Source organism: Myroides phaeus, assembly GCF_009799805.1.
Classification (GTDB): domain Bacteria; phylum Bacteroidota; class Bacteroidia; order Flavobacteriales; family Flavobacteriaceae; genus Flavobacterium; species Flavobacterium phaeum_A.
Genome location: NZ_CP047050.1, coordinates 960,482 through 982,898 on the forward strand (window position 1 = coordinate 960,482; position 22,417 = coordinate 982,898).

Here is a 22,417-nt window from a genome sequence, read left to right on the forward strand (position 1 = left end):
TATGGGAATTATTAAATTAAATAATATTAGAACTTTTTCTTTTCACGGATGTATGGATGAAGAGGCTAAAATTGGTTCTGACTATCGCATAGATGTTGTTGCTAAAGGTGATTTTACTAAAGCAGCGGCAACAGATGAATTAGAATATGCAATTGATTATGTTCATTTAAACAAGATTGTGAAAGAAGAAATGGACAAGAGAGCTAAATTGTTAGAAACGGTTTGTCAAAGAATAATAGACAGAGTGTTTGTTGAAATTAGAATGGTGAATGAAGTTAAGGTCTCTGTATCTAAAATTAACCCGCCAATTGGTGGAGATGTAGAATACGTAACTGTTGAAATGCAGGGAGTTAGATAATAAATGTTTTTTTAGGTGCAAAAAAACACTAAATAGATTTTTAAATCTAAAAATAATTAGTAAGTTTGCAATCCAAATAAAGGACATGGCTTCGTGTCCGAGTGGCTAGGAAGCGGTCTGCAAAACCGTCTACAGCGGTTCGAATCCGCTCGAAGCCTCAACAAAAAGGATAGCTATTTAGCTATCCTTTTTTTATACCCATAAAAAAACGGCTAAGTAATTTTAAATTACTTAGCCGTTTTTAGTTTATATTGAATTGAACTTATTCTGTCTGTTCTAAGGCCTTTATAGGGATGTTTAAGCTATTATTTCCAGATTTAGGTAAAATACCTTTAATCATAATTACTAAACCGAAAACAATCAAGATTATACTACTAATCTTTTTCACTTTTAAAATATTTTCTGGAGTAAGTTTCTTTCTCAATTGCTTAGCCAGCGTAATTTTAAACAAATCGGTAATGAAGTAAGCAGTAATTGTAAAACCAAAGAAAGTAAACATTCTTCCTGTATCCATATCCATATTTGGACCTAATGTAATGATAATAGCTAACCAAAAACCTAAAACCCCAACATTGATAAAGTTAAGTAAGAATCCTTTTGCAAAAAGATTCAAATAATCTCTTCTAAGATTAGGAGGTGCAATTTGTAAAGTATCTACTTGCACTTTTTTAAGCCTTACAAAGGAAATGATTCCGTAAGTAAGCATAATAATTCCTCCAAAAATAAATAAAGCAGGATCATCTTTGATTGCGTTGATTAAGCGAAAACTACTAAAAAAAGCAACAGCAAAAAACAGAGCATCTGCTAAGATTACTCCTGTATCAAATGCTATAGCAGCTTTGAACCCTCTCGTTATACTTGTTTCAATAAGAATAAAAAAAACAGGGCCAATCATAAAGCTCAAGAAAAAACCAAGCGATATTCCTGTAATTAAGTCGTCTATCATTGTCATTAATTAAAAAATGCCAATTATACAATTGGCATTTGAATATATCTTTTGCAAGATACGGCTTTTTGACTTAAAAGTTAAATTATTCGTTCGTTACTTTTTTAACAGTTCCCCCTAAAACATTCTTTTCAGTTACGTTTTTTGGATTACCATAAATAGTAATGCTCCCTCCTGCTCTGGTTTTTGCATCCACTAATTCAGAAGCATACACATCTGCTTGTCCTCCTGCATTAACTGTTACAGTTGTCTGGTTAGTTAGAAGCTTTTTGTTTTTGATTTCTGCTCCAGAATTTGAAACAATATCTTGAACAGCTGCTTTACCAGATAATTTAACTACAGAACCAGAACCTGCTTTTACATCTACTCTTTCTGTGTCAATTTCGGCTACAATTGTAGCACCATTTTTTGCAGTTACATCTAATTTTGTAGCTTTAATTGGAGCAGTCGTTTTAATCGAAGCTCCTTCATCAGCTAAAATCTCTGTTAAGTTTTTATAGAAAAGAGTTACTTTAATCCCCTCCCCTTGTAAAGACTTTACAAAGTTCATTTTGATTTTTAAATTACCGTTCTTGTTTACAACATTTACATTGTCTGCATTCGTACCTTCAATTTCAATTTTTTGAGTATCTGAAGGAACCAAAGTAAGTTGAATCTGATCAAATACTCCCATTGTATTAAAATCACCTAAAACACTGCTCTTTTGAGCAAAAATGAAAGGTGAAACAATAAGAGCAAGTAATAATGCTAACTTTTTCATAATTAAGAATTTTTTCTAATGTAGTTAAAATCAAGTTGTTTTTTGACTAAATCTGCATTTTTAACAGTAACTATAACTTCATCTCCAAGCTGTAACATTGTTTTGTTAGCCTGACCGATTAAAGCATATTGTTTTTCTTCAAATACGTAGTAATCATCTTTTATCTCGCGAATACGAACCATTCCTTCACATTTGTTTTCAACGATTTCTACATAAATACCCCATTCAGTAACACCTGAAATAACTCCCAAGAACTCCTGTCCTTTTTGGTCTTCCATATATTTTACTTGCATGTATTTAATACTATCTCTTTCTGCATTGGCAGCAAGACTTTCTCTTGAAGAACAGTGATTACATTTTTTCTCAAAATCATCAACGCTTACAGATGCACCTTTATCTAAATAATGTTGTAATAAACGGTGAGCCATAACGTCTGGATAACGACGAATTGGCGATGTAAAGTGAGAATAATAGTCAAAAGCTAATCCGTAGTGTCCAATATTATTAGTAGAGTAACTTGCTTTACTCATACATCTAATAGTTAAAGTATCTACTAAGTTTTGCTCTTTTTTACCATGTACATCTTTCAATAATTTGTTCAATGACTTAGATATACTTGCTTTCGTATTAAAGTTGATCTTATGTCCAAATCGTGCGATAACAGACTGTAAACCAAATAATTTTTCTTGATCTGGTTCGTCGTGAACACGATAAACAAACGTTTTCTTTTGTTTACCAATGAATTCAGAAACTTTTCTGTTAGCCAATAACATAAATTCTTCAATCAAGTGATTTGCTTCTTTTGCTTCTTTAAAGAACACACCTACCGGTACATCATTTTCATCTAAGTTGAATTTTACTTCTACTTTATCAAAAGAAATAGCCCCCTCACCCATACGTTTTTTACGCATGATTTTAGCTAAGTCATTTAATTTAAGAACAGCCTCTGCAACTTCTTTTGTTACTTCTTGATCAGCTCCAGTTAATGAAATTCCTTCTGGAATAGTTCTATCACTTGTTTCAATAATATATTGTGCTTCTTCATAAGCCATACGTTGGTTAGAATGTGTTACCGTTCTACCAAACCACTTATCTACTACTTCTGCTTTCTCGTTAATTTCAAAAACAGCTGAGAAAGTAAACTTATCTTCATTTGGTCTTAATGAACAAGCAAAGTTTGATAAAACTTCAGGTAACATAGGTATTGTTCTATCTACTAAGTAAACAGAAGTACCTCTATTAAATGCTTCTTCATCAAGGATAGTTCCTTCTTGTACGTAGTGAGAAACGTCTGCAATGTGAATACCTACACTGTAATTTCCATTTTCTAATTTTTCAAAAGACAAAGCATCATCAAAGTCTTTTGCATCTTTAGGGTCAATTGTAAAGGTTAAAACCTCACGCATATCTCTACGTCTTGCTATCTCTTCTTCATTGATAGAAGTATCAATTTTATTAGCAAAAGCATCTACTTCTTTAGGGAAGTCAGAAGGCAATCCGTATTCCGCTAAAATTGCGTGAATTTCAGTGTCGTGTTCTCCTTGCTTACCTAATACTTTTAGTACTCTACCAAAAGGACTATCTGCTTTTTCTGGCCAATCTTCAATTTCTACTACAACTACTTCTCCATCTAAAGCATCTCCAATCTTCTCTTTTGGAACAAAGATATCTGTGTACATTTTTGGATCTGCTGTTGAAACAAAAGCAAAGTTCTTTTGAATTTCAATAACCCCAACGAATTGTGTCTTATGTCTTTCAAGAATTTCAACAACTTCCCCTTCTGGTTTTTTTCCGTTTCTTTTGTTGTAGATATAAGCTTTAACGAAATCTCCATCAAGAGCTTTACGCAAGTTGTTTGTAGGGATAAATACATCCTCTTCAAGATCTTCACATACCAAGTAAGCAGTTTTACGAGTTGTCATATCAATGTAACCCTCAATGTAATTAGCTTTAGGAATAAAGCGGTATTTACCGGTTTCTATTTCTTCGATTTTCTCTTTAGAAACTAAATATTTAAGTTCTTTTATAATCTCATTTCTTCCCTGTGTATCGTTAACGCTTAATTGCCCAGCAATTTGTTTATAGTTATACGATTTGGTTGTATTCTTAGATAAAAACTTTAAGATTTTACCAGCGAAGTCGAACTCTTTATTCTTTTTCTTTTTTATTTTTTTTGTCATTTTTTTCATGTTTTAATTCTATGAACCTACCCAGAGGTAAATAGTTGCTTAAATGTACAAAATACTATACTCTTTTTATCATAAAATGAAGTGAAATATTGAAAAGGGATATTTTATAAGTCGCTTAATTTTAGGACTTCCCTCCTATTTTCGCGATCTATTTGCCTGTGTAAACATTGTATTCTATGTAATAATATAAAGTAAGTATTGCGTATTTATATGCAAAGAAAACAATATCTTTTCTAAAATCGCATAAAATGTTGTTTGTGTTTAAAATTTTGTATTTTAGAGTTAACCAAAAAACCAACATTATTATGAATACAATTTCTTACGTGCACGGCGCTTCACAAATGCCGTTGTTAGGAGAAACTATTGGACAGAATTTAAAAAAAATTACCGATAAGTACCCTAATCAAGAGGCAATAGTTAGCGTTCATCAGAATTTCAGAGCTACATATCAAGAGTTTTATGACTTAACTTCTAAGGTTGCTAAAGCATTATTAGCGAATAATGTACAGAAAGGAGATCGTGTAGGAATTTGGGCTCCTAACTGCTATGAATGGGTTTTAATGCAGTATGCTACTGCGAGGATTGGCGTTATTTTAGTAAATATAAATCCAGCTTATCGCGCACACGAAATAGAATTCGCTATCAATCAATCAGAGATTTCTTTAATTGTTTCTGCAAGTAGTTTTAAAACCAGTGATTATAGAAAAATAATTTCTATGGTTTTTGAAGACTGCCCTTCTCTTCGTGAGGTTGTTTTCTTAGGAGAGGAATGGGAACAGTTTTTAACTACAGCTGATCAAATTACAGATGGAGAATTGGATATTATTGAAGATTCTGTACAATTTGGCGAGGCAGTTAATATTCAATATACATCAGGAACAACGGGTTTTCCTAAAGGAGTAACCTTAACCCATCACAATATTTTAAATAATGGCTACTTTATTGGTGTGCGTTTAAAGTACACGACAAAAGACCGTGTTTGTATTCCAGTTCCTTTTTATCATTGTTTTGGAATGGTCATCGGAAATCTTTGTTGTACTTCTCATGGAGCTACGATTGTTATTCCAAATGATAGTTTTGATCCTGCAAAAACATTACAAGTGGTTCAAGATGAAAAGTGTACTTCACTTTATGGAGTACCTACAATGTTTATTGCTGAATTGCAATTGCCAAACTTTACAGATTATGATTTAACTTCACTTAGAACAGGGGTAATGGCGGGGTCATTGTGTCCTGAGTACGTTATGAAACGCGTTAAAAGTGAAATGCATATGGAAGAAGTCAGTATTTGTTATGGTATGACAGAGACATCTCCTGTTTCTACACAGACACATATTGGAATTGACATCAAAAAGCAAACAACAACAGTCGGAACAGTTCAAGATCACATTGAAATAAAGATTATAGATCCTGAAACGGGATATATTTTACCACGTGGTGAGGCAGGGGAATTGTGTACAAGAGGGTATTCAGTAATGCTAAAATATTGGAACAATAGAACCCTTACTTCAGAAGTATTAGATGAAAATAGATGGATGCATTCGGGCGATTTAGCTACAATGGATGAGGATGGATTTATTTCTATTACAGGTCGTATTAAAGATCTTATTATTCGCGGAGGTGAAAATATTTCTCCAAAATGGATTGAAGATTTCTTATACACTCATTCAGATATTGCAGATGTACAAGTTATCGGCGTTCCTTCTGAAAAGTATGGAGAAGAAATAATGGCTTGGATTATTATGAAACCAGGTAAAACTGCAACGGCAGAGGCAATGCGAGCGTTTTGTGATCAAAAGATTGCTCACTACCGCATTCCAAAATATTGGAAGTTTGTTACAGAGTTTCCAATGACAATCTCTGGAAAAGTTAGAAAGGTAGAAATGCGTCAGATAGCTGTAGAAGAATTAGGGCTATAAATAATAAAAATACTAACTTTGTAGAAGTATAATACAACACAACAGAAAATGAATATTTCAATCGGAAATGACCACGCAGGTCCAGCGTACAAACAAGCAATTATCAAATTACTTGAATCAAGAGGATATAATGTAACTAACTACGGTACAGATGATTTTGGTTCTGTAGATTATCCAGATTTTGGACATAAAGTTGCATTAGATGTAGAAGAAGGAAAAGCAGATTTTGGAATTGTAATCTGTGGTAGTGGAAATGGAATTGCAATGACTGCAAACAAACATCAAGGTGTGAGATGTGCATTGTGTTGGACAAAGGAAATTGCTGAATTAGCAAGGTTGCACAATGATGCAAACGTAATTAGTATTCCTGCAAGATACACTTCAATTGAACAAGCTGTGGCTATGGTTGAAGCTTTTTTAGACACTAAATTTGAAGGTGGACGTCATTTAACAAGAGTAAACAAAATTGCTTGTTCTTAAATAGAGCAATTATTTAAATACAAGAGGTATAGTCTTAGGATTATGCCTCTTTTTTTTGGAATTAAACCTACTTTTATTAAGTATTAGTGTAAGCTTGCTCGTACTTTATTTCACACATGTTCGGGAGATGTTCGACACAAGTTCGGAAAATAGGGCTTTTTTCGAAGAAGTCCCGAACAAGTCTCGGAGTTGTGTGGTATTAGTGTGCTTTAAAATAGGTTTAAGTGTAATATAAATTACGTAGTAGCGCAGTTTTACTATCGTTTAAAAAGTGCGAATAAAAGAATTACTTGGACAATTAAAATTGCGTAGAACTTAAATTTAAAAGAGTCTTTTGAAGTTTTATGTCTCAACTTTTTCATAGCTAACCAGCCACCTAAACTTCCGCCAAAGAAACAAAGTGTAAGCAAATTCTTTTCAGAAATACGGTTTTTGTGCTTTATCGCTCGCTCTTTATCTACAGCAAACATAGAGAAGGCTATGTAGTTAATTATGAATAAGTAAAGGAATAAAAACTTCATGTGATTTATTTATTGTCGCAAAGGTAGTATTTTAGCTAATCTTAAAATAATTAATTATGACGTTGATTGAGTTTATTCAGCAGGCAGTAAATGCTTCAGTACGCAGTATTGAAAATACTTTAGCCTTGCTTGACGAAGCGTGTACAATACCATTTATAGCTCGATATAGAAAAGATAATACAGGTAACTTAGATGAAGTAGTTATCGAGAAAATAGCAAAATATAGAGAGCTTTATGAAGGTATAGTAAAGCGCAAGGAATCTATTTTAAACGCAATTGAAGAACAAGGTAAACTAACAGAGGAGTTAAAAAATAAGATTAGTAATAGTTTTGATTTAACAGAGATTGAGGATTTATATTTACCATTCAAAAAATCTCGTAAGACAAAAGCTGATACAGCAAGAGAGAACGGATTAGAGCCATTAGCAAAGGTTATTATGGCACAAAATGCTACTGATGTAGAATCTATCGCTCAAAAGTATGTTACAGGTAAGGTTGCAGATGAAGAACAGGCAATTCAAGGTGCTTCTGATATTATTGCAGAATGGATTAATGAGAATATGTTTGTTAGAAAAGCGTTGAGAAGAAAATTTCAACGAGAAGCAACTATTACAACAAAGGTTGTAAAGGCTAAAAAAGAAGAGGAGGGTGCACAGAAATTTGAACAGTATTTTGAATGGAACGAACCTGTGTATCGCATTCCAGCCCATCGTTTATTGGCTATTTTGAGAGCTGAAAAAGAGGGATATATCAAATTTTCTGTTGCTGTAGATAAAAAGGAGGCTGTAACATTTATTGAAAATACAGTTATTAAAAGCAATAATGAATGTGCGTCTATTATTAAAAATGCTATTTCTGATAGTTATAAGCGATTGTTAGAGCCGGCTTTATCAAATGAAGCTTTAAGTGAGGCAAAAGAAAAAGCAGATATTAATTCTATCAATGTTTTTGCAGATAATCTAACACAGCTATTATTGGGTTCGCCATTGGGAGAGAAGAGAATTCTTGCTATAGATCCTGGATATAAATCGGGGTGTAAAATAGTTTGTTTAGACGAACAAGGAGATTTGCTTTACAATGAAACAATTTATCCTCATGCACCTCAAAAAGAAAGTGCAATGGCGATGAAGAAAATTCGTTCTATGGTTAATTCATACCGCGTAGAGGCTATTGCAATTGGAAATGGAACGGCTTCTCGTGAAACAGAGTTCTTCATCAAGAAGATTGCTTTTGATAAGCCTGTACAAGTGTTTATAGTGAACGAAGCAGGAGCATCTGTCTATTCAGCATCAAAGATAGCCAGAGAAGAATTTCCTTCGTATGACGTAACTGTTAGAGGGGCGGTTTCTATTGGTAGAAGATTATCAGATCCATTGGCTGAATTGGTTAAGATCGACCCTAAGTCAATAGGGGTTGGACAGTACCAACACGACGTAGATCAGACGCTTTTGAAAAAAGAATTGGATAATGTGGTGATGAAATGCGTAAACTCAGTTGGAATTAACTTGAATACTGCAAGCAAGTCTTTGTTGAGTTATGTTTCTGGTATTGGTGAAAAGATGGCAGAGAATATTATTCAATATAGAACAGAAAATGGTCCTTTTGAAAGTAGAAAAGAGTTGAAAAAAGTACCAAGACTTGGCGAAAAAGCATTTCAACAAGCAGCAGCATTCGTACGAATTAAAAATGCAGCAAACCCCTTAGATGATTCGGCAGTGCATCCTGAAGCTTATAGTGTTGTAGAAAAGATTGCAAAAGACTTGAAAGTATCTGTAAACGATATGATTTCTAATAAAGAAGTAATTGCTCAGGTAGATGTAAAGAAATATAAAACAGGGGAAGTAGGAGAGTTTGCTCTTCAAGATATCTTAAAAGAACTTGAAAAACCAGGGTTAGACCCTCGAAAAGCAGCTAAAGTATTTGAATTTGACCCGAGTATTAAACAGATTACTGATTTAAAGATAGGATTGGTTTTACCTGGAATCGTCAATAATATTACCAATTTTGGATGCTTTGTAGATGTAGGTATCAAAGAGAGTGGGTTAGTTCACATTTCACAATTGAAAGAAGGATTTGTTTCTGATGTGAATGAAGTAGTTAAATTACACCAACATGTTCAGGTGAAAGTAGTGGATGTTGATATTGCTAAAAAGCGAATTCAACTTTCAATGATTCTTGATTAAAAAAAAGTATAAAAACACGCTTTTGGCACAATAGTTGTTTTTAAGTAAATATCTAAAGCTTTTAATTTTAATGCTAAATTGGAATGAAAGCTATAAAGGTAAGTAGTGTTTTTATTATGTTTTATAAGTGAAGTGCCTATTCATTATTGTCTGAATAGGTACTTTTTTTGTGCTTTTTTGAAATATTTAAGCATAAAAAAGCGCTAAATAGACGATTATATCTATTTAGCGCATATAAATATTTTGATTTCAGAATTTGCTTATTCTGATTTTTTCTCTTCTTGAGTGTTTTCTTTTTTAGAAACTTGTTGAGCATTTTCGTCTTTAGTAGCGTCTTTGAATTCTTTAATTCCACTACCTAAACCTCTCATTAATTCAGGGATCTTTTTACCTCCGAATAACAATAAGACTAATGCTACGACGATTGCGATCTGCCATGGTCCAACTACTCCTAAAAATATGTGCAATGAGTTCATAATAATCTGTTTGAAACATTATATAGCGACAAATATAATAAGAAATTTACAATCCCTTTCTTAAAGATAAGTTTTATTTAACTTTTAACGTTTTTAGTTTTGCGAAAAATCGCTTATTTTCGGTATATTAAGTAAAAGGAGGCAACGCTGAGATTTATAATTATTATATTTGTGTAGAAAAATGTGTACCAATGTCAGGAAAGGGGCTAAATCAAAAAAAGTGGAAAAAGAGACTTCTTAGTAAATACCGAATTGTTATCGTTAATGACAAGACTTTTGAAGATGTTCGCTCTTTTAAGCTAAATCTTTTGAACGTTTTTGGTGCGAGTACAACATTAGTTTTTCTATTTATTCTTTCTACAGTTTTACTTCTGGTTTTAACACCATTGAAAGAATATATTCCAGGTTATTCTTCTTCTGGATTAAAGCAACAAGCAGTAGAGCTTGCTTTAAAAGTTGATTCGTTAGAAAATGAATCAAGGCGAAATCAATTATACTTAGCGGCAATTAAAAAGGCACTTTTAGGAGAGGTAGATATTACAAGAGAAAGTATCGACTCTCTAAGGATGGCTCAGATACCTATCAATCAGATTGAGCATAAAGAACCAGGAGCAAGGGATTTGGAGTTAAGAGAAATGGTTCGCTTAGAGGATAAGTATAACATTTTTACTGAAGCTAAACCCAAAGTTAGTCAGATACTTTTTAGTCCAATTAACGGAGAGGTAATTAAGAAATACGATCCTGGTGCTTATCATTTTGGAGTTGATTTTAGAGCACCAAAAAATACACCAGTTAAGGCAATTGCTAAGGGTTCTGTACTATTTGTAGATTGGACAATTAAAGATGGTTATACAATTATCGTTTTACACGAGGAAGGGTTGATATCGGTGTATAAACACCTAACAACTTTGACTAAATCAGAATATGAGTATGTTAGTTCTGGTGAGGTACTTGGACTATATGATGGTAATTATGATGATAATAGCCAAAATACAACGGTTAAATATTTTCACTTTGAATTGTGGAAGGATTCTTATCCTTTAGACAGTTCAATTTTTATAGATTTTGAATAAAAGAGTATGTCATTAAAGTCATTTGCAGCAAAGTTATTTGCTTCAATCATACATAAAAAAACACAAAAATGGGCGAGTAACCCAATTGAAACTCAACAAAAAGTGTTTGAATCTTTAATCGCTCAAGCTAAAAATACAGCTTTTGGGAAAGATCATAATTTTAATCAAATTAAAGATTTTAAAGACTTTGCTAAGCAAGTTCCTGTTCGCGATTACGAGGCATTGAGAAATTATATTGACCGCGTTGTAGCAGGAGAAAGTAATGTGCTTTGGCAAGGATTACCAATTTACTTTGCTAAAACTTCAGGTACTACTTCTGGAGCAAAGTATATTCCGCTTACAAAAGAATCAATGCCTTATCATATTGAAGCGGCAAGAAATGCAATTTTAGCTTATATACACGAAACAGGTAAAGCAGATTTTGTAGATGGAAAGATGATTTTCTTACAAGGGAGTCCTATTTTAGACGAGAAAAACGGTATTAAATTAGGTAGATTGTCTGGTATTGTAGCTCACTATGTACCAGCTTATTTACAGAAAAATAGATTGCCAAGTTGGGAAACAAACTGTATTGAAGATTGGGAAACTAAGGTAGATGCTGTTGTCAAAGAAACAATGGATGAAGATATGTCTGTTATTTCTGGAATTCCAAGTTGGGTTCAGATGTACTTTGAAAAGTTGAAGGAGAAAAAGAATAAACCAGTTGGGGAAATCTTTAAAAACTTCAATTTGTTTATTTACGGAGGAGTAAATTTTGAGCCTTATAGAGCAAAGTTTGAACAGTTAATCGGTAGAAGGGTGCCTTCTATTGAGTTATTTCCGGCCTCTGAAGGTTTCTTTGCATATCAAGATTCTCAGAAAGAAGAGGGATTGTTATTATTACTAAATGCAGGGATTTTTTACGAGTTTATAAAAGCAGATGAGTTTTATACTGACAATCCGAAGAGATACACAATTGGAGAGGTGGAGTTAGGCGTAAATTACGTTTTAATACTTTCAACAAATGCGGGTCTATGGGGGTATAATATTGGTGATACGGTGCGATTTGTTAACTTAAACCCTTACAGAATAGTTGTATCAGGTAGAATCAAACACTACACTTCTGCTTTTGGAGAGCACGTAATTGGCAAGGAAGTTGAAACAGCAATTCAAGAAGCAATGGAAGGAACAGATGTTGAAGTAAATGAATTTACAGTTGCACCTCAAACAACACCATCTGAAGGCTTGCCTTACCACGAGTGGCTTATTGAATTTGGTAATAAACCAAAAGATATGGAGGCTTTTGCCTTGAAGATTGACCAAGCATTGAGAAAACAAAATGTTTATTACGATGATTTGATTGTAGGAAAAGTACTTCGAACATTAGTGATAAGCTCTGTTAAAACAGGAGGTTTCCAAGATTATATGAAGAGTATTGGAAAACTTGGAGGGCAAAATAAGTTGCCAAGATTAAGCAATGATAGAAATATTGCTGATAAATTAGATTTAGAATAGAGAGTAAATTAATAGACGTAAAAAGGAGAAAGTTTATGAAAGAGATTAAGAATATTTCGAGAACGAGAGCACAAGTATCGTCAGCGGCGGTAGAGCGTATGTATATTACAATGCGTCACTTGTTTAATAGAGGATTTTATAAACCAATGGGAGTTTCGGGAGATACGTTAAGAGAAGCTTTATTAGAGCTACGCCCTGAGATTTATGGAACAATTGCAGAGGAAAAAGTTGAGTTAAATGGACTTTTATATGTTATTGAGCGTTTGCCAATTGGAATAGAAGAATGTAGATATATTAATTTAACGTCTGATGAGGGATATTCATTCTCTCACTTCACTGCTTTGGTTCCTCCAAAGAGAAGAAGAAATTGTTATAGAATTGACGCTGAACAAATGAATATTGAGATCACAAGAGGTAGATCTGATATTTATGATGTTTTAACGCACTTGACTTTTATTTTTATTGAGTCACATAAAATTAAAAACCGCGTTTTAATCGGTGAAGAAGGAAAAGTTACACGCGATTGGAAAAAGATTGAAATTGCTGCTAAGAAAACAGAAACATTAGAGTTAGAAGAGAAAGAGATCATTATGTCTCACTTGTCTAATGTTTTAGGACGTTCTTTTTCAGAGGTACTTGATATCTATGAAAAATTTGCAATTCCTGAAAACCCAGATAGATTCTTAGATGTTATTTACTGGTTAGGAAAATTAGCTATTGAAGAGGATATTGATAACGATAAACGTACAATTACTTTTAGCCCATTGTTGAGAGAAAGATTAGGGCACCATATTTATGGTGAAATGTGGTCTGATCGTATCAAGAATGTTTTAGAGAAAAAAGGATTATTAGGAAGACCAATTCACATTATTAGTGCTAATATGCACAGTGTAATGAACTCAATTTTTGCTCCTTCAGTAATGAAAGGACAAGTAGAAGTAGGGTCTGAATTAGAGATCTACGAAGAGTTGAGTAAACCTGAAAACAAAGAATTAAGAAACTTAGTAGGTGAAAGAGCTGAGCGTGAAGGAATGACTTTCTTAAGAGATGAGTCGGGAACTAATATCGATGTTCAGATTTTTGACACGGCTAAAATAAACTTGAAAAACACGAACTTCTCAACGGCAAAAATTGAAGGAGAATATCCTGTAATTATTGTAATGGATTATGCTTTTGGAGAACAAGCTTACGAAACAATTGATGAGCTTTTAAAACCTTACCAAAAGACTACATTGATCAATGTAGAGTCTGTTTCTATTATGGGAAAAGCAGGTATTTTAGTGGGAGGAAAAGGAGATATTATGATTCCATTTGCTCATATTAATGAAGGAACTGGAGATAACTATCCTTTTGATAATGAATTGACAGTAGATATGTTTAAAAACGACGATATCCCTGTATTTGGTGGTACAATGGTAACTGTTTTAGGTACTTCACTTCAAAATAAAGACTTATTGAAGTTTTTCCACGATTCTACTTGGGGAGTAATTGGTCTTGAAATGGAAGGAGCACACTACCAAAAAGCGATTCAATCTGCTTCTAAAATTAGAAAAAGTATTAATCCAAATGTAAAAGTTCGTTATGCTTATTATGCTTCTGATAATCCATTAGAAACAGGAAGTACATTAGCTTCAGGAGGATTAGGTACAACAGGTGTAAAACCAACGTATTTAATTACGATCAAGATTTTAGAACAGATTTTTAATTCATAATTTTAAAAATGAGTAATCATAAGAACGATAATTTTGACGAGATTGATTTGAATGATCTGTCTAATTTTTTTAACTCTATAGGGGATTCAATAGGTAAACTATTGTATCATTTAGTTCAGTACTTAAAGAAGAATATACTATTTCTACTCCTTGCTTTTATAGTAGGTGGTGGTATTGGATATCTATATAAATCTAAGACTAAAAATGAAGAAAGTTTAGCATTAGTAAGTAATCTAAATGGGAATGAGAAGTTAATACAGTCAGAAACAGTTGTTGTCTTAAATTATGGTTCTTATGACTACATTAAAAAAATATTAAGCAACTATAGTGCTGATACTTTACTTGTTAAGAAAGGATTGATTAATATTCAATTGAAGGGTATTGAAAACCTTTCTGACTTGAAAGGTAATACATCATTATTGTCGCTTTTAAGCTCGAAATATGGTACTACTGAAGAGCTATTTGCTCAAGAAATGGTAGATAAAAATTTTCATTATCATACGTTGACAGTTGTTGCGTTAGAAGGGTTTGATTTTGAAATGTTTTTAAAAGAATTACAACAAGAGATAGAGGAAATAGATTTTATAAAGAATCGCAAACAACTTGCTTTAAAAAACCTTAAATTAAGACAAATAGAGCTTGAAAAGTCTATAGCACAAAGCAATAATGTTTTTTCAAAAGGAGTGAAAATTGAAGAAAATAACGTTGTTGTTGAAATACTTCTTGGAAAAGATAAGTTGATTAAAGAGTTAGGTAAAGTTGAATTAAGTATTTTAGAAGGTCAACAAGCTCTTTTTAAAGTTTATAGTTCAGAGCAAGCAATAGATAACAATACTATAGATATTTCTTTAGAAGATTCTTTAGCGAAGGAACCTTCTATGAAAAAAAGTATTGTAAGAAGTGGTATTTTATTTGTTTTTGCTTTTATAATAGTAAACGGACTTATAGGATTTTATCGCCGTTATAGTAAACAAGTTAATTGATTTTAATAGATAGAGATGAAAGTTGTTGAAACAGAATTAAAAGGTTGTTTTTTGATTGAACCAGCAGTTTTTAAAGATGAGCGTGGTTATTTTTTTGAGTCTTTTAATCAAGAGAAATTTAATCAAGCAACTGGTTTATCTGTTCAGTTTGTTCAAGATAATCAGTCTTTTTCTTCAAAGAATGTGTTGAGAGGATTACATTATCAAAGAGGAGAGTATCAACAAGCAAAGTTAGTTCACGTTATTCAAGGAACTATTTTGGATGTTGTTGTTGATCTAAGACCCAATTCGCCAACATTTAGACAATCATTTAAAACAAAACTGACAAGTGAGAATCACCAACAATTGTTTGTTCCTCGTGGTTTTGCACATGGATTTGTTGTTTTAAGTGAGACAGCCATTTTTACATATAAATGTGATAATTATTATAAGAAAGAAGCTGAAGGAGGAATTATTTATAATGATACGGATTTAGCTATTGATTGGGAAGTACAATCAGAGCAACTTATTTTGTCTGAAAAAGACATTGAATTACCTACATTAAAAGAGTCACTACCGATATGCGAGTATTAATAACAGGATCAAACGGTCAAGTTGGACAAGCTTTAAAATCAATTTCAAATGAATATTTTGAGATTGATTTTCTTTTTTATGACTCTTCTATGCTTGATATCACAAGTTTATCTCAATGTCAGGAGGTTTTCAGTAAAATGAAGCCTGATTATTGTATTAATTTAGCAGCCTATACTGCTGTTGATAAGGCAGAAGAAGAAAAAGAAAAAGCTTATTTGGTTAATGCAGAAGGAGTAAAATGTTTAGCTCAAGTATGCAAAGAGAACAAGGTTGTATTAATTCAAATTTCAACAGATTTTGTGTTTGATGGCAATAAAAGATCTCCTTATACAATAGAAGATAAGCCAAATCCTATAAATGTATATGGTGCTTCTAAATTGAAAGGAGAAGACTACATAAAGGCTATGTTGCAACAATATTATATTGTACGTACTTCTTGGGTTTATTCTGATTTTGGAAATAACTTTAAGAAGACAATGTTGCGTTTAGGAGAAACGAGAAATGAATTAAGTGTAGTAAACGATCAGGTAGGTTGTCCTACAGATGCAGTTGAATTAAGCCGATTTTTAATGCATTTAATACACGATAAAGAGAAGTTTGGAGTTTATCATTACAGTGGAAAAAAAGTGTGTTCATGGTATGATTTTGCTGTTTCTATATTTGAAGAGGCAGGAATGAAAGTTGAAGTGAAGGCTATTGGATCTGATGAATTTGCTTCAAAAGCAAAAAGGCCGAAGTATAGTGTATTGAAATAGAAAATTAGATGATTTTTTTGAATTTATATAAAAAAATATTTGGAAGTGATTTAGGTAAAAATTTAACATCGCTAACATTGATTCAAATAGCAAATTATGCTATTCCATTATTGTTAATTCCATATGTAAGTCGAATTGTAGGTGTTGATAATTACGGTAAGTTAGAGTATGCAAGAACTTTTGTGTTTTACTTCACAATTTTGGTTGACTTTGGATTTAATTACACAGCAACGAGAGATATAGCTGTAGTAAAGAATGATAATAAAGAGTTGAATAAAATATTTAGTCAAGTGATCATTTGTAAAGTTTTACTATTATTAATGTCTTCGATTATTTTTTATTATTTAGTGTTTAGTGATCCGTATTTAAGCCAAATGAAAGGAGTTCTGTTTTCTACATATTTGATTAATTTAGGATTTGTTTTTTTTCCTATTTGGTTTTATCAAGGAATAGAAAAAATAGCATTTATATCAATTTTAAACTTTATAATAAAAATTATTGTATTAGCAAGTATAGTACTTTTCTTGAAAGAAAAAAGTGACTATTGGTTGTATAATTTATTTCAGTCTATATCTCAAATAATAGCAAGTTTTTTAGCCTTTACTTTAGTATTTACAAAGTATAATATCAAATTTGTAACTGTTACTTTTCAAGAAGTTTTTACTCGCTATAAAGAAGGATTTGCAGTTTTTGTATCTACGTTATTAGTTGCAGTTTTTGCTTCATTTTCTTTTATGATAATGAAAGATTATGTGAGTGATGAAGATTTAGGAATTTATTCAACAGCATTTAAATTAGTAATTACTATTCAAACACTATTATTAGTGCCTTTCAGTCAAGCTTTTTTTCCGTATATGGCAAAAATAATTAATCAAGACACTAATGCCTTTAAACTTAAAATTAAACAAGCAAGTAAGTTTATATTGATATTAAATGTTATTGTTATTTTAATATCAATAATCTTTGCTAAACTAATAATAAGGATTCTTTTCGGAGAAGACTATTTATCTGCTGTAACTCCATTTAGGATTTTTGCAATTCTTCCTTTGTTTGCTTGTTTGAATAATCTATACTCATATCAAGGATTATTAAATATGAAAAAAGATAAAATTTTTCTATATATTCATTTTTTATTTGCTTTAATAACAATTGGTTGTAGTTATATTATTGTTCCGAAGTTCGGATTATATGGTACAATTTTACTTAGAGTATTTCTTGAGGTAGGGTTATTTTTAGTTTCTTATTATAATTATAAAAAACACGTAAAACTTTTAGTATGAGTATTGATTTATCTATAATAATTCCAGTTTTTAATGGAGAAAATTATTTAAATAAATGCATTGAGTCAATTTTTTTACAAGAAAATATTTCAATAGAAATTATTATAATTGATGATTTTTCAACGGATGGTACAGTATCGTTACTTAACAATTCTTATGAAGAAAATAGAGTTACTCTTTTATTAAATGATAAAAATAGAGGACAAGGGCCCTGTCGAAATGATGGAATAAAAGTAGCTTGTGGTAAGTACATATTATTTATTGATGTTGATGATTATTTAACTGATGAAAATGTACAAGTGCTTTCTAAAATTGTGAAAAGAATGGATTCTGAAACCTTAGATGTTATAAATTGTCCATATTATGTACATGAGAAAAATAAGAAAAAAAAGGGAATACAAGACAATAATGTATATTTAAACGGTAAGGAGTATTTAAATTCAGTTGATGTTTTAGAAGTTGTTGTTTGGAATAAGATATACAGAAGAGAGTTTCTTATTCAAAACGAACTTTTTTTTAAAAGTAGAAAATATGAGGATGTTTCTTTTGTAATAGAATCTTATTTAAAAGCTGGAAAAGTTGCAAATGATACATCATTTTTTTATAATTATATAATTCGAGAAAATTCAACAATGACCTCTCCTCCTAAGGTTCAAAATGTAATAGACGTATTAGGACTTGTTAATGATTTGGAAGTTTTTTATATAGATAATAAAAGAATCTTTCAAGTAGAAAAAACTTTTTTCTATAGTTTTATTGGAGCTGCTAGAATAATAAAAGGATATGGAGTAAATAATAAAAATATCAATAAAGAAGTATGTAAATTTAGAAGGCTACATAGAGAGTATAGACGTTCAATATTTAATTCAAAATCATTAAATTTAATATTAAGAATTTTCTTGTTTATTTCTCCTTTTTATGCAAATCGAGTCTTGGAAATTTTAAAGAAGTAATGGGAATTTTAGTTGCCATTTTGTTTTATGTACGATAGATACAAATGATATTTTTTCTTTAGTTGTTATATAATAATAGCTGAAATACAAAAATCAGAAATGAAAAAAAATAATTCAATTATTAAGAGTTAGAATGAATTTAGCTATTATTACTTCAAGATATCCCAAAGAAAATCAGCCTTATAATCATATGTTTGTGCACGTTAGAGCATTGTATTTTGTTTCTAAAGGAATTAATGTAACTGTATTTGTTCCTTCAAATAAAACATTTAATTATGAATATCAAGGAGTTAATGTTGTTGAAGATGTTTCAAAAAATATTATTCCTTATTTAGATAAATTTGATGTACTCTATTTACATTTATTAAATCAATATCCTACAAAATCAGGAGGGTTTAGTATTTATAATGAAATAAGGAAGAAAAAATATCCAACAGCTTTGTATTTTCATGGCTCAGATGGGCTTATTTATCCAAAATATTTTTTTGATTTCAAATTTACTTTTAAAGGAGTCTTTAAGTATTTATACACAAATACGTGGAAGAGATATTTTGTATGGAGATTTTTGAAAAGTATGCAAAGTAGCCAGAGAGATATTGTAATGGCTCCTTCAGTTTGGTTATCAGAGCAATTAGAAAAAATATATAAACTAAAGGCAGATAGGATTAAAGTTGTTCCAAATGGCATTGATACCAGTATGTTTAATACAAATGAAGCTTATATGAATAGGTTTAAAATACTGTGTATTAGGCCCCTAAATGACAGTTATCCTGTGGATGATTGCATTAGATTAATGACTTATTTACCAGATATTTTTACTTTAGACATTTATGGGCAAGGTTATCTAAAAGATAAATTAAATAAATTAATTATTGATCTAAGATTAAGTTCTCGTGTTCGAATTATTAATGAATTTATTCCTCGTGAAAAAATGAATAGTGTATTTAGGAATTATGGTATTTATAATGCGTTATCAAAATTAGATACGCAGGGGGTAAGTATGTGTGAGGCTTTGGCTGCTAAACTACTTGTTATTAGTACTAATAAGACTTGTATTCCTGAGTTTATATCTGATAATCATACAGGATTATTAGATAATGATTTAGAAAGACTCGCAAAAAGAATCTGTGAAGTCTGTGAAGATGAGTTATATTTTAATGAAATAATTAGTAATGCTCGTCTTAGTATGGAATCTATAGCAGTTGAAAAGGTTGGAAGTAGAGAGTTAAACCTATTAAAATTAGTGGGAGGAATAGGGAATGACAATTAAAGTAAAAAATATAGATCAGTTGGTTTTTATACTGTTAGTACCTATTTTGCTAACAGATATGTTAAATGGATTTATGTTTGAAAATAATATTTCTACTTTTTTCTCTATTGGCCAATTCTATAAAATTATTATAATTTGTTTATGTAGCTTGAGAATCATTTCGTATCCCCAATATTTTAGAGTAATCTTTTGGGCTTTTTGTGTATTAATGGTTCCCTCAATTATCAAAATTATCCAAGGACTTATTTCAATAGATAGGATAGTTTATGATATGATTAAAACTATTAAATTTTTAATTCTTCCTATATCTTTTTTTTATTTCAGAATAGTGTTTACAACCACTAATAATAAAGTTCTACCTTATTTTGTTTTTTGGATAAAAACATCTTTTTTTATTTTAGCTTTTAATCTTATTTCAAAATTAGTAGGATTTGGATATCCAATGTATAGGGTTGAAAATATAGGATCACGTGGCTATTTTATAGCAGGAAATGAAATATCTGCCTTGCTTTTGGTACTTTCAGGCTTTTTAGGATATTACAGTTTAATTATAAAAAGAAGTTTAAGAGGATTTTTAATATATGCGATTGTTAGTTTTTGTTTAGGGTTATTGATTAGTTCTAAAACAGGAATCGCAGGTGTAATATTAGTCTTTTTAATGATTTTTTTAACTTCTGATTTTTTTTCCATTAAAGAAAAAAAACAGAGGAAAGTCTTGTTTCTGTTTACATCTATTTTCACGATATTAGTATCAATAGCTATTTATTTCATTCAAAAATCTTCTATAATTGAACGGTATTCTTATTATTGGAAGAAATTAGATGTGTACACATTTATTTTATCAAGTCGTAATACTTATTTCAAAGAAATGTTAGTCATTTACAATGAAAATTATGATTTAATAGACTGTTTATTTGGAGTAGGAGCTTCAAGATATGAAACTTTAGCAGGAAGATACGTTGAAATAGATTTTCTGGATGTTTTTTTTATATATGGGATATCAGGAATAGTTTTATTGAGTCTATATGTTGGTTATATGTTGGTTAACCTTGCTAAGATTAGAAATGAAGTGAGCCACCCTTTTTCAAAATTATCTATGATTATGATTTTTCTATTGCTAATTTTGTCCTGTTTATCAGGACATATATTGAATTCAGGGATTGCAGGAATTTTTATAGGTTTTGTTTTCTCACTTATGTATGTAGAAGTAAAATGATAGAGAAGAAAATAGTTTTAATCGCAACGGCTTTTTTTTGTTTTTTAATGCCAATTAGTACAAAATTAGCTAACATAGGAATAATACTTTTTATTATTTCGATGGTATGGTATATAATTAAATTAAAATTATATAAAGAAGTATCAGTACATAAAATAAGAGGCCTTTTCTTAAATACAACAGCAGTTATAGTATTATTGTTAGCTATTGGATTATTTTATACAATAGATTTTAGTAGAGGGATTAAATATTTTGAAAACTATTCTTCTTACTTAATACTTCCTTTATTGTTGAGCTTTGTCAATATAGATTTATTGACTAAAATAAAAAAAGTAGCTTTTCGTTTTTTTGTTTTTGGCAGTGTTGTAAGTAGTTTAATCTTATTGGGAAATAATTTTATAAAATACTATCTATACAAAGGAAGGTTTGTTATAGAAACAGATTTATTGGGATATTTTTTCACATACCACGAGTTTGCTCACCTTTTAAAATTTCACCCTACACTATTAGGATTATATTTAGTATTCAGCATTATTATAATTAATGAGTTTCTTGATTTTATTTTACATAAGTTTAAATATATTTTCTTTCTTATTTTATTTCTTTGTTTAGTGTTTTTGAATTCAAGAACACCATTTTTGGTTTTTGCTTTGTATCTTTTATTTTGTTTCTGTAGATTAATCAAAAATAATTTAAATAATAGAAAAGGTAGGTTACGTATTTTATTCGCGATTGTTGGATTGATGATATTAAGTGTTGGCTTATTTTTTACTATTAGAAAGACTTATATCTATGAAAGATTTTCCTCTCATTTAGTTTGGGAATTAACTGAAAATAAAGGGACGTCATATGATGGAATTTATTCAAATGATAGCCGAATCTCAAGATGGAAAGCTCTTTTTAATAAAGGGTTAGAAAGACCTATTTTAGGGTTTGGCTCAGGGAGTGAAGATACTATTGTATTACAAGCTTATGCAGAGAATGATTTAGTTTATGCATTTAAGTCTAAATATGGGTCACATAATCAATATTTAGTATTCTTTTTAGAGTATGGTATTTTGGGGTTACTATTATTTCTGCACTTTATTTTTGTTCAATTTAAATATTCTTTTAGAGCTAAAAATACAATATCTTTTTTACTAAATGGTATTGTTCTGATTGCTTGTATTTTTGATTCAATATTATATTTAAATACCTATATAATATTTGTAGCGCTCTTTTTGAATTTATTTTATTTTGAAAATAAACTCAAAATAAAAGAGTATAAAGTTTGATT

20 protein-coding genes and 1 tRNA gene are annotated in these 22,417 nt (G+C 30.7%); 16 read left to right on the top strand and 5 right to left on the bottom strand.

Translation table 11 applies throughout. The annotated features are described in order from the left end of the window. Position 1 precedes the first annotated feature (1 nt). The gene (folB, locus tag GQS07_RS04360; RefSeq protein WP_090404638.1) at positions 2–358 is read left to right on the top strand and encodes a dihydroneopterin aldolase; all 357 of its coding nucleotides are present in this window, start codon (positions 2–4) and stop codon (positions 356–358) included. A gap of 87 nt (positions 359–445) precedes the next feature. Then, positions 446–516, top strand: a tRNA-Cys gene (locus GQS07_RS04365). 104 nt (positions 517–620) lie between these two features. On the opposite strand, the gene GQS07_RS04370 is transcribed toward GQS07_RS04365, so the two are convergent. The 3 genes from GQS07_RS04370 to rnr all read right to left on the bottom strand — a co-directional run bounded on the left by GQS07_RS04370 (position 621) and on the right by rnr (position 4,244). Beyond that, the gene (locus GQS07_RS04370) at positions 621–1,304 is read right to left on the bottom strand and encodes a LysE family translocator (protein ID WP_158209776.1); all 684 of its coding nucleotides are present in this window, start codon (positions 1,302–1,304) and stop codon (positions 621–623) included. 85 nt (positions 1,305–1,389) lie between these two features. After that, complete coding sequence (locus GQS07_RS04375; RefSeq protein ID WP_158209777.1) at positions 1,390–2,064, bottom strand: head GIN domain-containing protein; 675 nt, start codon at positions 2,062–2,064, stop codon at positions 1,390–1,392. A gap of 2 nt (positions 2,065–2,066) precedes the next feature. After that, positions 2,067–4,244: a ribonuclease R gene (rnr, locus tag GQS07_RS04380; protein WP_158209778.1), complete on the bottom strand. Its 2,178-nt coding sequence runs from the start codon at positions 4,242–4,244 to the stop codon at positions 2,067–2,069. Positions 4,245–4,558: 314 nt separating this feature from the next. On the opposite strand from rnr, the gene GQS07_RS04385 reads away from it, so the two are divergent. Together GQS07_RS04385 and rpiB are read left to right on the top strand one after the other, a co-directional pair. Further along, on the top strand, positions 4,559–6,172 hold the full coding sequence (locus GQS07_RS04385) for an AMP-binding protein (protein WP_158209779.1): 1,614 nt from the start codon (positions 4,559–4,561) through the stop codon (positions 6,170–6,172). Positions 6,173–6,220: 48 nt separating this feature from the next. Next, positions 6,221–6,652: a ribose 5-phosphate isomerase B gene (rpiB, locus tag GQS07_RS04390; RefSeq protein WP_158209780.1), complete on the top strand. Its 432-nt coding sequence runs from the start codon at positions 6,221–6,223 to the stop codon at positions 6,650–6,652. 257 nt (positions 6,653–6,909) lie between these two features. On the opposite strand, the gene GQS07_RS04395 is transcribed toward rpiB, so the two are convergent. Next, positions 6,910–7,173, bottom strand: coding sequence for a DUF1294 domain-containing protein (locus GQS07_RS04395; RefSeq protein ID WP_090404652.1), 264 nt, complete (start codon positions 7,171–7,173; stop codon positions 6,910–6,912). A gap of 56 nt (positions 7,174–7,229) precedes the next feature. Between GQS07_RS04395 and GQS07_RS04400 the strand changes: the two genes are divergently transcribed. Then, positions 7,230–9,356: a Tex family protein gene (locus GQS07_RS04400; RefSeq protein ID WP_158209781.1), complete on the top strand. Its 2,127-nt coding sequence runs from the start codon at positions 7,230–7,232 to the stop codon at positions 9,354–9,356. A 260-nt stretch (positions 9,357–9,616) separates the two neighbouring features. Here the strand turns inward: GQS07_RS04400 and GQS07_RS04405 are convergent, their stop codons facing one another. Then, entirely contained in the window at positions 9,617–9,832 is a 216-nt protein-coding gene (locus GQS07_RS04405) for a twin-arginine translocase TatA/TatE family subunit (protein WP_090404658.1), read from the bottom strand. 191 nt (positions 9,833–10,023) lie between these two features. Here GQS07_RS04405 and GQS07_RS04410 point away from each other — a divergent pair, with 191 nt between their 5' ends. The 11 genes from GQS07_RS04410 (at position 10,024) to GQS07_RS04460 (ending at position 22,415) form a co-directional block, all read left to right on the top strand. Then, the gene (locus GQS07_RS04410; RefSeq protein WP_158209782.1) at positions 10,024–10,905 is read left to right on the top strand and encodes a murein hydrolase activator EnvC family protein; all 882 of its coding nucleotides are present in this window, start codon (positions 10,024–10,026) and stop codon (positions 10,903–10,905) included. Between the two features lie 6 nt (positions 10,906–10,911). Next, a complete protein-coding gene (locus tag GQS07_RS04415) occupies positions 10,912–12,399 on the top strand; it encodes a GH3 auxin-responsive promoter family protein (RefSeq protein ID WP_158209783.1) in 1,488 nt (495 codons plus the stop codon). Between the two features lie 35 nt (positions 12,400–12,434). Next, positions 12,435–14,111, top strand: coding sequence for a DUF6909 family protein (locus GQS07_RS04420; RefSeq protein ID WP_158209784.1), 1,677 nt, complete (start codon positions 12,435–12,437; stop codon positions 14,109–14,111). An 8-nt stretch (positions 14,112–14,119) separates the two neighbouring features. After that, positions 14,120–15,094 carry a hypothetical protein gene (locus GQS07_RS04425; RefSeq protein ID WP_158209785.1) on the top strand — a complete coding sequence of 325 codons (975 nt, stop codon included), beginning with the start codon at positions 14,120–14,122 and terminating at the stop codon, positions 15,092–15,094. Between the two features lie 15 nt (positions 15,095–15,109). Further along, positions 15,110–15,667, top strand: a complete 558-nt coding sequence (gene rfbC / locus GQS07_RS04430) for a dTDP-4-dehydrorhamnose 3,5-epimerase (RefSeq protein WP_158209786.1) — start codon at positions 15,110–15,112, stop codon at positions 15,665–15,667. Further along, positions 15,655–16,422 carry a dTDP-4-dehydrorhamnose reductase gene (gene rfbD / locus GQS07_RS04435; RefSeq protein WP_158209787.1) on the top strand — a complete coding sequence of 256 codons (768 nt, stop codon included), beginning with the start codon at positions 15,655–15,657 and terminating at the stop codon, positions 16,420–16,422. The genes rfbC and rfbD overlap by 13 nt, the downstream gene beginning before the upstream one ends. A gap of 8 nt (positions 16,423–16,430) precedes the next feature. Continuing rightward, positions 16,431–17,702: an oligosaccharide flippase family protein gene (locus tag GQS07_RS04440; protein WP_233269310.1), complete on the top strand. Its 1,272-nt coding sequence runs from the start codon at positions 16,431–16,433 to the stop codon at positions 17,700–17,702. After that, the gene (locus GQS07_RS04445) at positions 17,699–18,655 is read left to right on the top strand and encodes a glycosyltransferase family 2 protein (protein WP_158209789.1); all 957 of its coding nucleotides are present in this window, start codon (positions 17,699–17,701) and stop codon (positions 18,653–18,655) included. The genes GQS07_RS04440 and GQS07_RS04445 overlap by 4 nt, the downstream gene beginning before the upstream one ends. A 133-nt stretch (positions 18,656–18,788) precedes the next feature. Further along, positions 18,789–19,925 carry a glycosyltransferase family 4 protein gene (locus GQS07_RS04450; protein ID WP_158209790.1) on the top strand — a complete coding sequence of 379 codons (1,137 nt, stop codon included), beginning with the start codon at positions 18,789–18,791 and terminating at the stop codon, positions 19,923–19,925. Next, a complete protein-coding gene (locus tag GQS07_RS04455) occupies positions 19,915–21,141 on the top strand; it encodes an O-antigen ligase family protein (protein WP_158209791.1) in 1,227 nt (408 codons plus the stop codon). Before GQS07_RS04450 ends, GQS07_RS04455 begins: the two co-directional genes overlap by 11 nt. After that, positions 21,138–22,415, top strand: coding sequence for an O-antigen ligase family protein (locus GQS07_RS04460; RefSeq protein WP_158209792.1), 1,278 nt, complete (start codon positions 21,138–21,140; stop codon positions 22,413–22,415). The genes GQS07_RS04455 and GQS07_RS04460 overlap by 4 nt, the downstream gene beginning before the upstream one ends. Positions 22,416–22,417 lie beyond the last annotated feature (2 nt).

What these genes read in the sequence shown, in the direction of transcription:
- GQS07_RS04460 (WP_158209792.1), top strand. Translation starts at nt 21,138, where the DNA reads ATGATAGAGAAGAAAATAGTTTTAATCGCAACGGCTTTTTTTTGTTTT.
- rfbD (WP_158209787.1), top strand. Translation starts at nt 15,655, where the DNA reads ATGCGAGTATTAATAACAGGATCAAACGGTCAAGTTGGACAAGCTTTA.
- rnr (WP_158209778.1), bottom strand. Translation starts at nt 4,244, where the DNA reads ATGACAAAAAAAATAAAAAAGAAAAAGAATAAAGAGTTCGACTTCGCT.
- GQS07_RS04415 (WP_158209783.1), top strand. Translation starts at nt 10,912, where the DNA reads ATGTCATTAAAGTCATTTGCAGCAAAGTTATTTGCTTCAATCATACAT.
- GQS07_RS04450 (WP_158209790.1), top strand. Translation starts at nt 18,789, where the DNA reads ATGAATTTAGCTATTATTACTTCAAGATATCCCAAAGAAAATCAGCCT.
- GQS07_RS04395 (WP_090404652.1), bottom strand. Translation starts at nt 7,173, where the DNA reads ATGAAGTTTTTATTCCTTTACTTATTCATAATTAACTACATAGCCTTC.
- GQS07_RS04455 (WP_158209791.1), top strand. Translation starts at nt 19,915, where the DNA reads ATGACAATTAAAGTAAAAAATATAGATCAGTTGGTTTTTATACTGTTA.
- GQS07_RS04400 (WP_158209781.1), top strand. Translation starts at nt 7,230, where the DNA reads ATGACGTTGATTGAGTTTATTCAGCAGGCAGTAAATGCTTCAGTACGC.
- folB (WP_090404638.1), top strand. Translation starts at nt 2, where the DNA reads ATGGGAATTATTAAATTAAATAATATTAGAACTTTTTCTTTTCACGGA.
- rpiB (WP_158209780.1), top strand. Translation starts at nt 6,221, where the DNA reads ATGAATATTTCAATCGGAAATGACCACGCAGGTCCAGCGTACAAACAA.
- GQS07_RS04440 (WP_233269310.1), top strand. Translation starts at nt 16,431, where the DNA reads ATGATTTTTTTGAATTTATATAAAAAAATATTTGGAAGTGATTTAGGT.
- GQS07_RS04425 (WP_158209785.1), top strand. Translation starts at nt 14,120, where the DNA reads ATGAGTAATCATAAGAACGATAATTTTGACGAGATTGATTTGAATGAT.
- GQS07_RS04410 (WP_158209782.1), top strand. Translation starts at nt 10,024, where the DNA reads ATGTCAGGAAAGGGGCTAAATCAAAAAAAGTGGAAAAAGAGACTTCTT.
- GQS07_RS04420 (WP_158209784.1), top strand. Translation starts at nt 12,435, where the DNA reads ATGAAAGAGATTAAGAATATTTCGAGAACGAGAGCACAAGTATCGTCA.
- rfbC (WP_158209786.1), top strand. Translation starts at nt 15,110, where the DNA reads ATGAAAGTTGTTGAAACAGAATTAAAAGGTTGTTTTTTGATTGAACCA.
- GQS07_RS04385 (WP_158209779.1), top strand. Translation starts at nt 4,559, where the DNA reads ATGAATACAATTTCTTACGTGCACGGCGCTTCACAAATGCCGTTGTTA.
- GQS07_RS04375 (WP_158209777.1), bottom strand. Translation starts at nt 2,064, where the DNA reads ATGAAAAAGTTAGCATTATTACTTGCTCTTATTGTTTCACCTTTCATT.
- GQS07_RS04370 (WP_158209776.1), bottom strand. Translation starts at nt 1,304, where the DNA reads ATGATAGACGACTTAATTACAGGAATATCGCTTGGTTTTTTCTTGAGC.
- GQS07_RS04405 (WP_090404658.1), bottom strand. Translation starts at nt 9,832, where the DNA reads ATGAACTCATTGCACATATTTTTAGGAGTAGTTGGACCATGGCAGATC.
- GQS07_RS04445 (WP_158209789.1), top strand. Translation starts at nt 17,699, where the DNA reads ATGAGTATTGATTTATCTATAATAATTCCAGTTTTTAATGGAGAAAAT.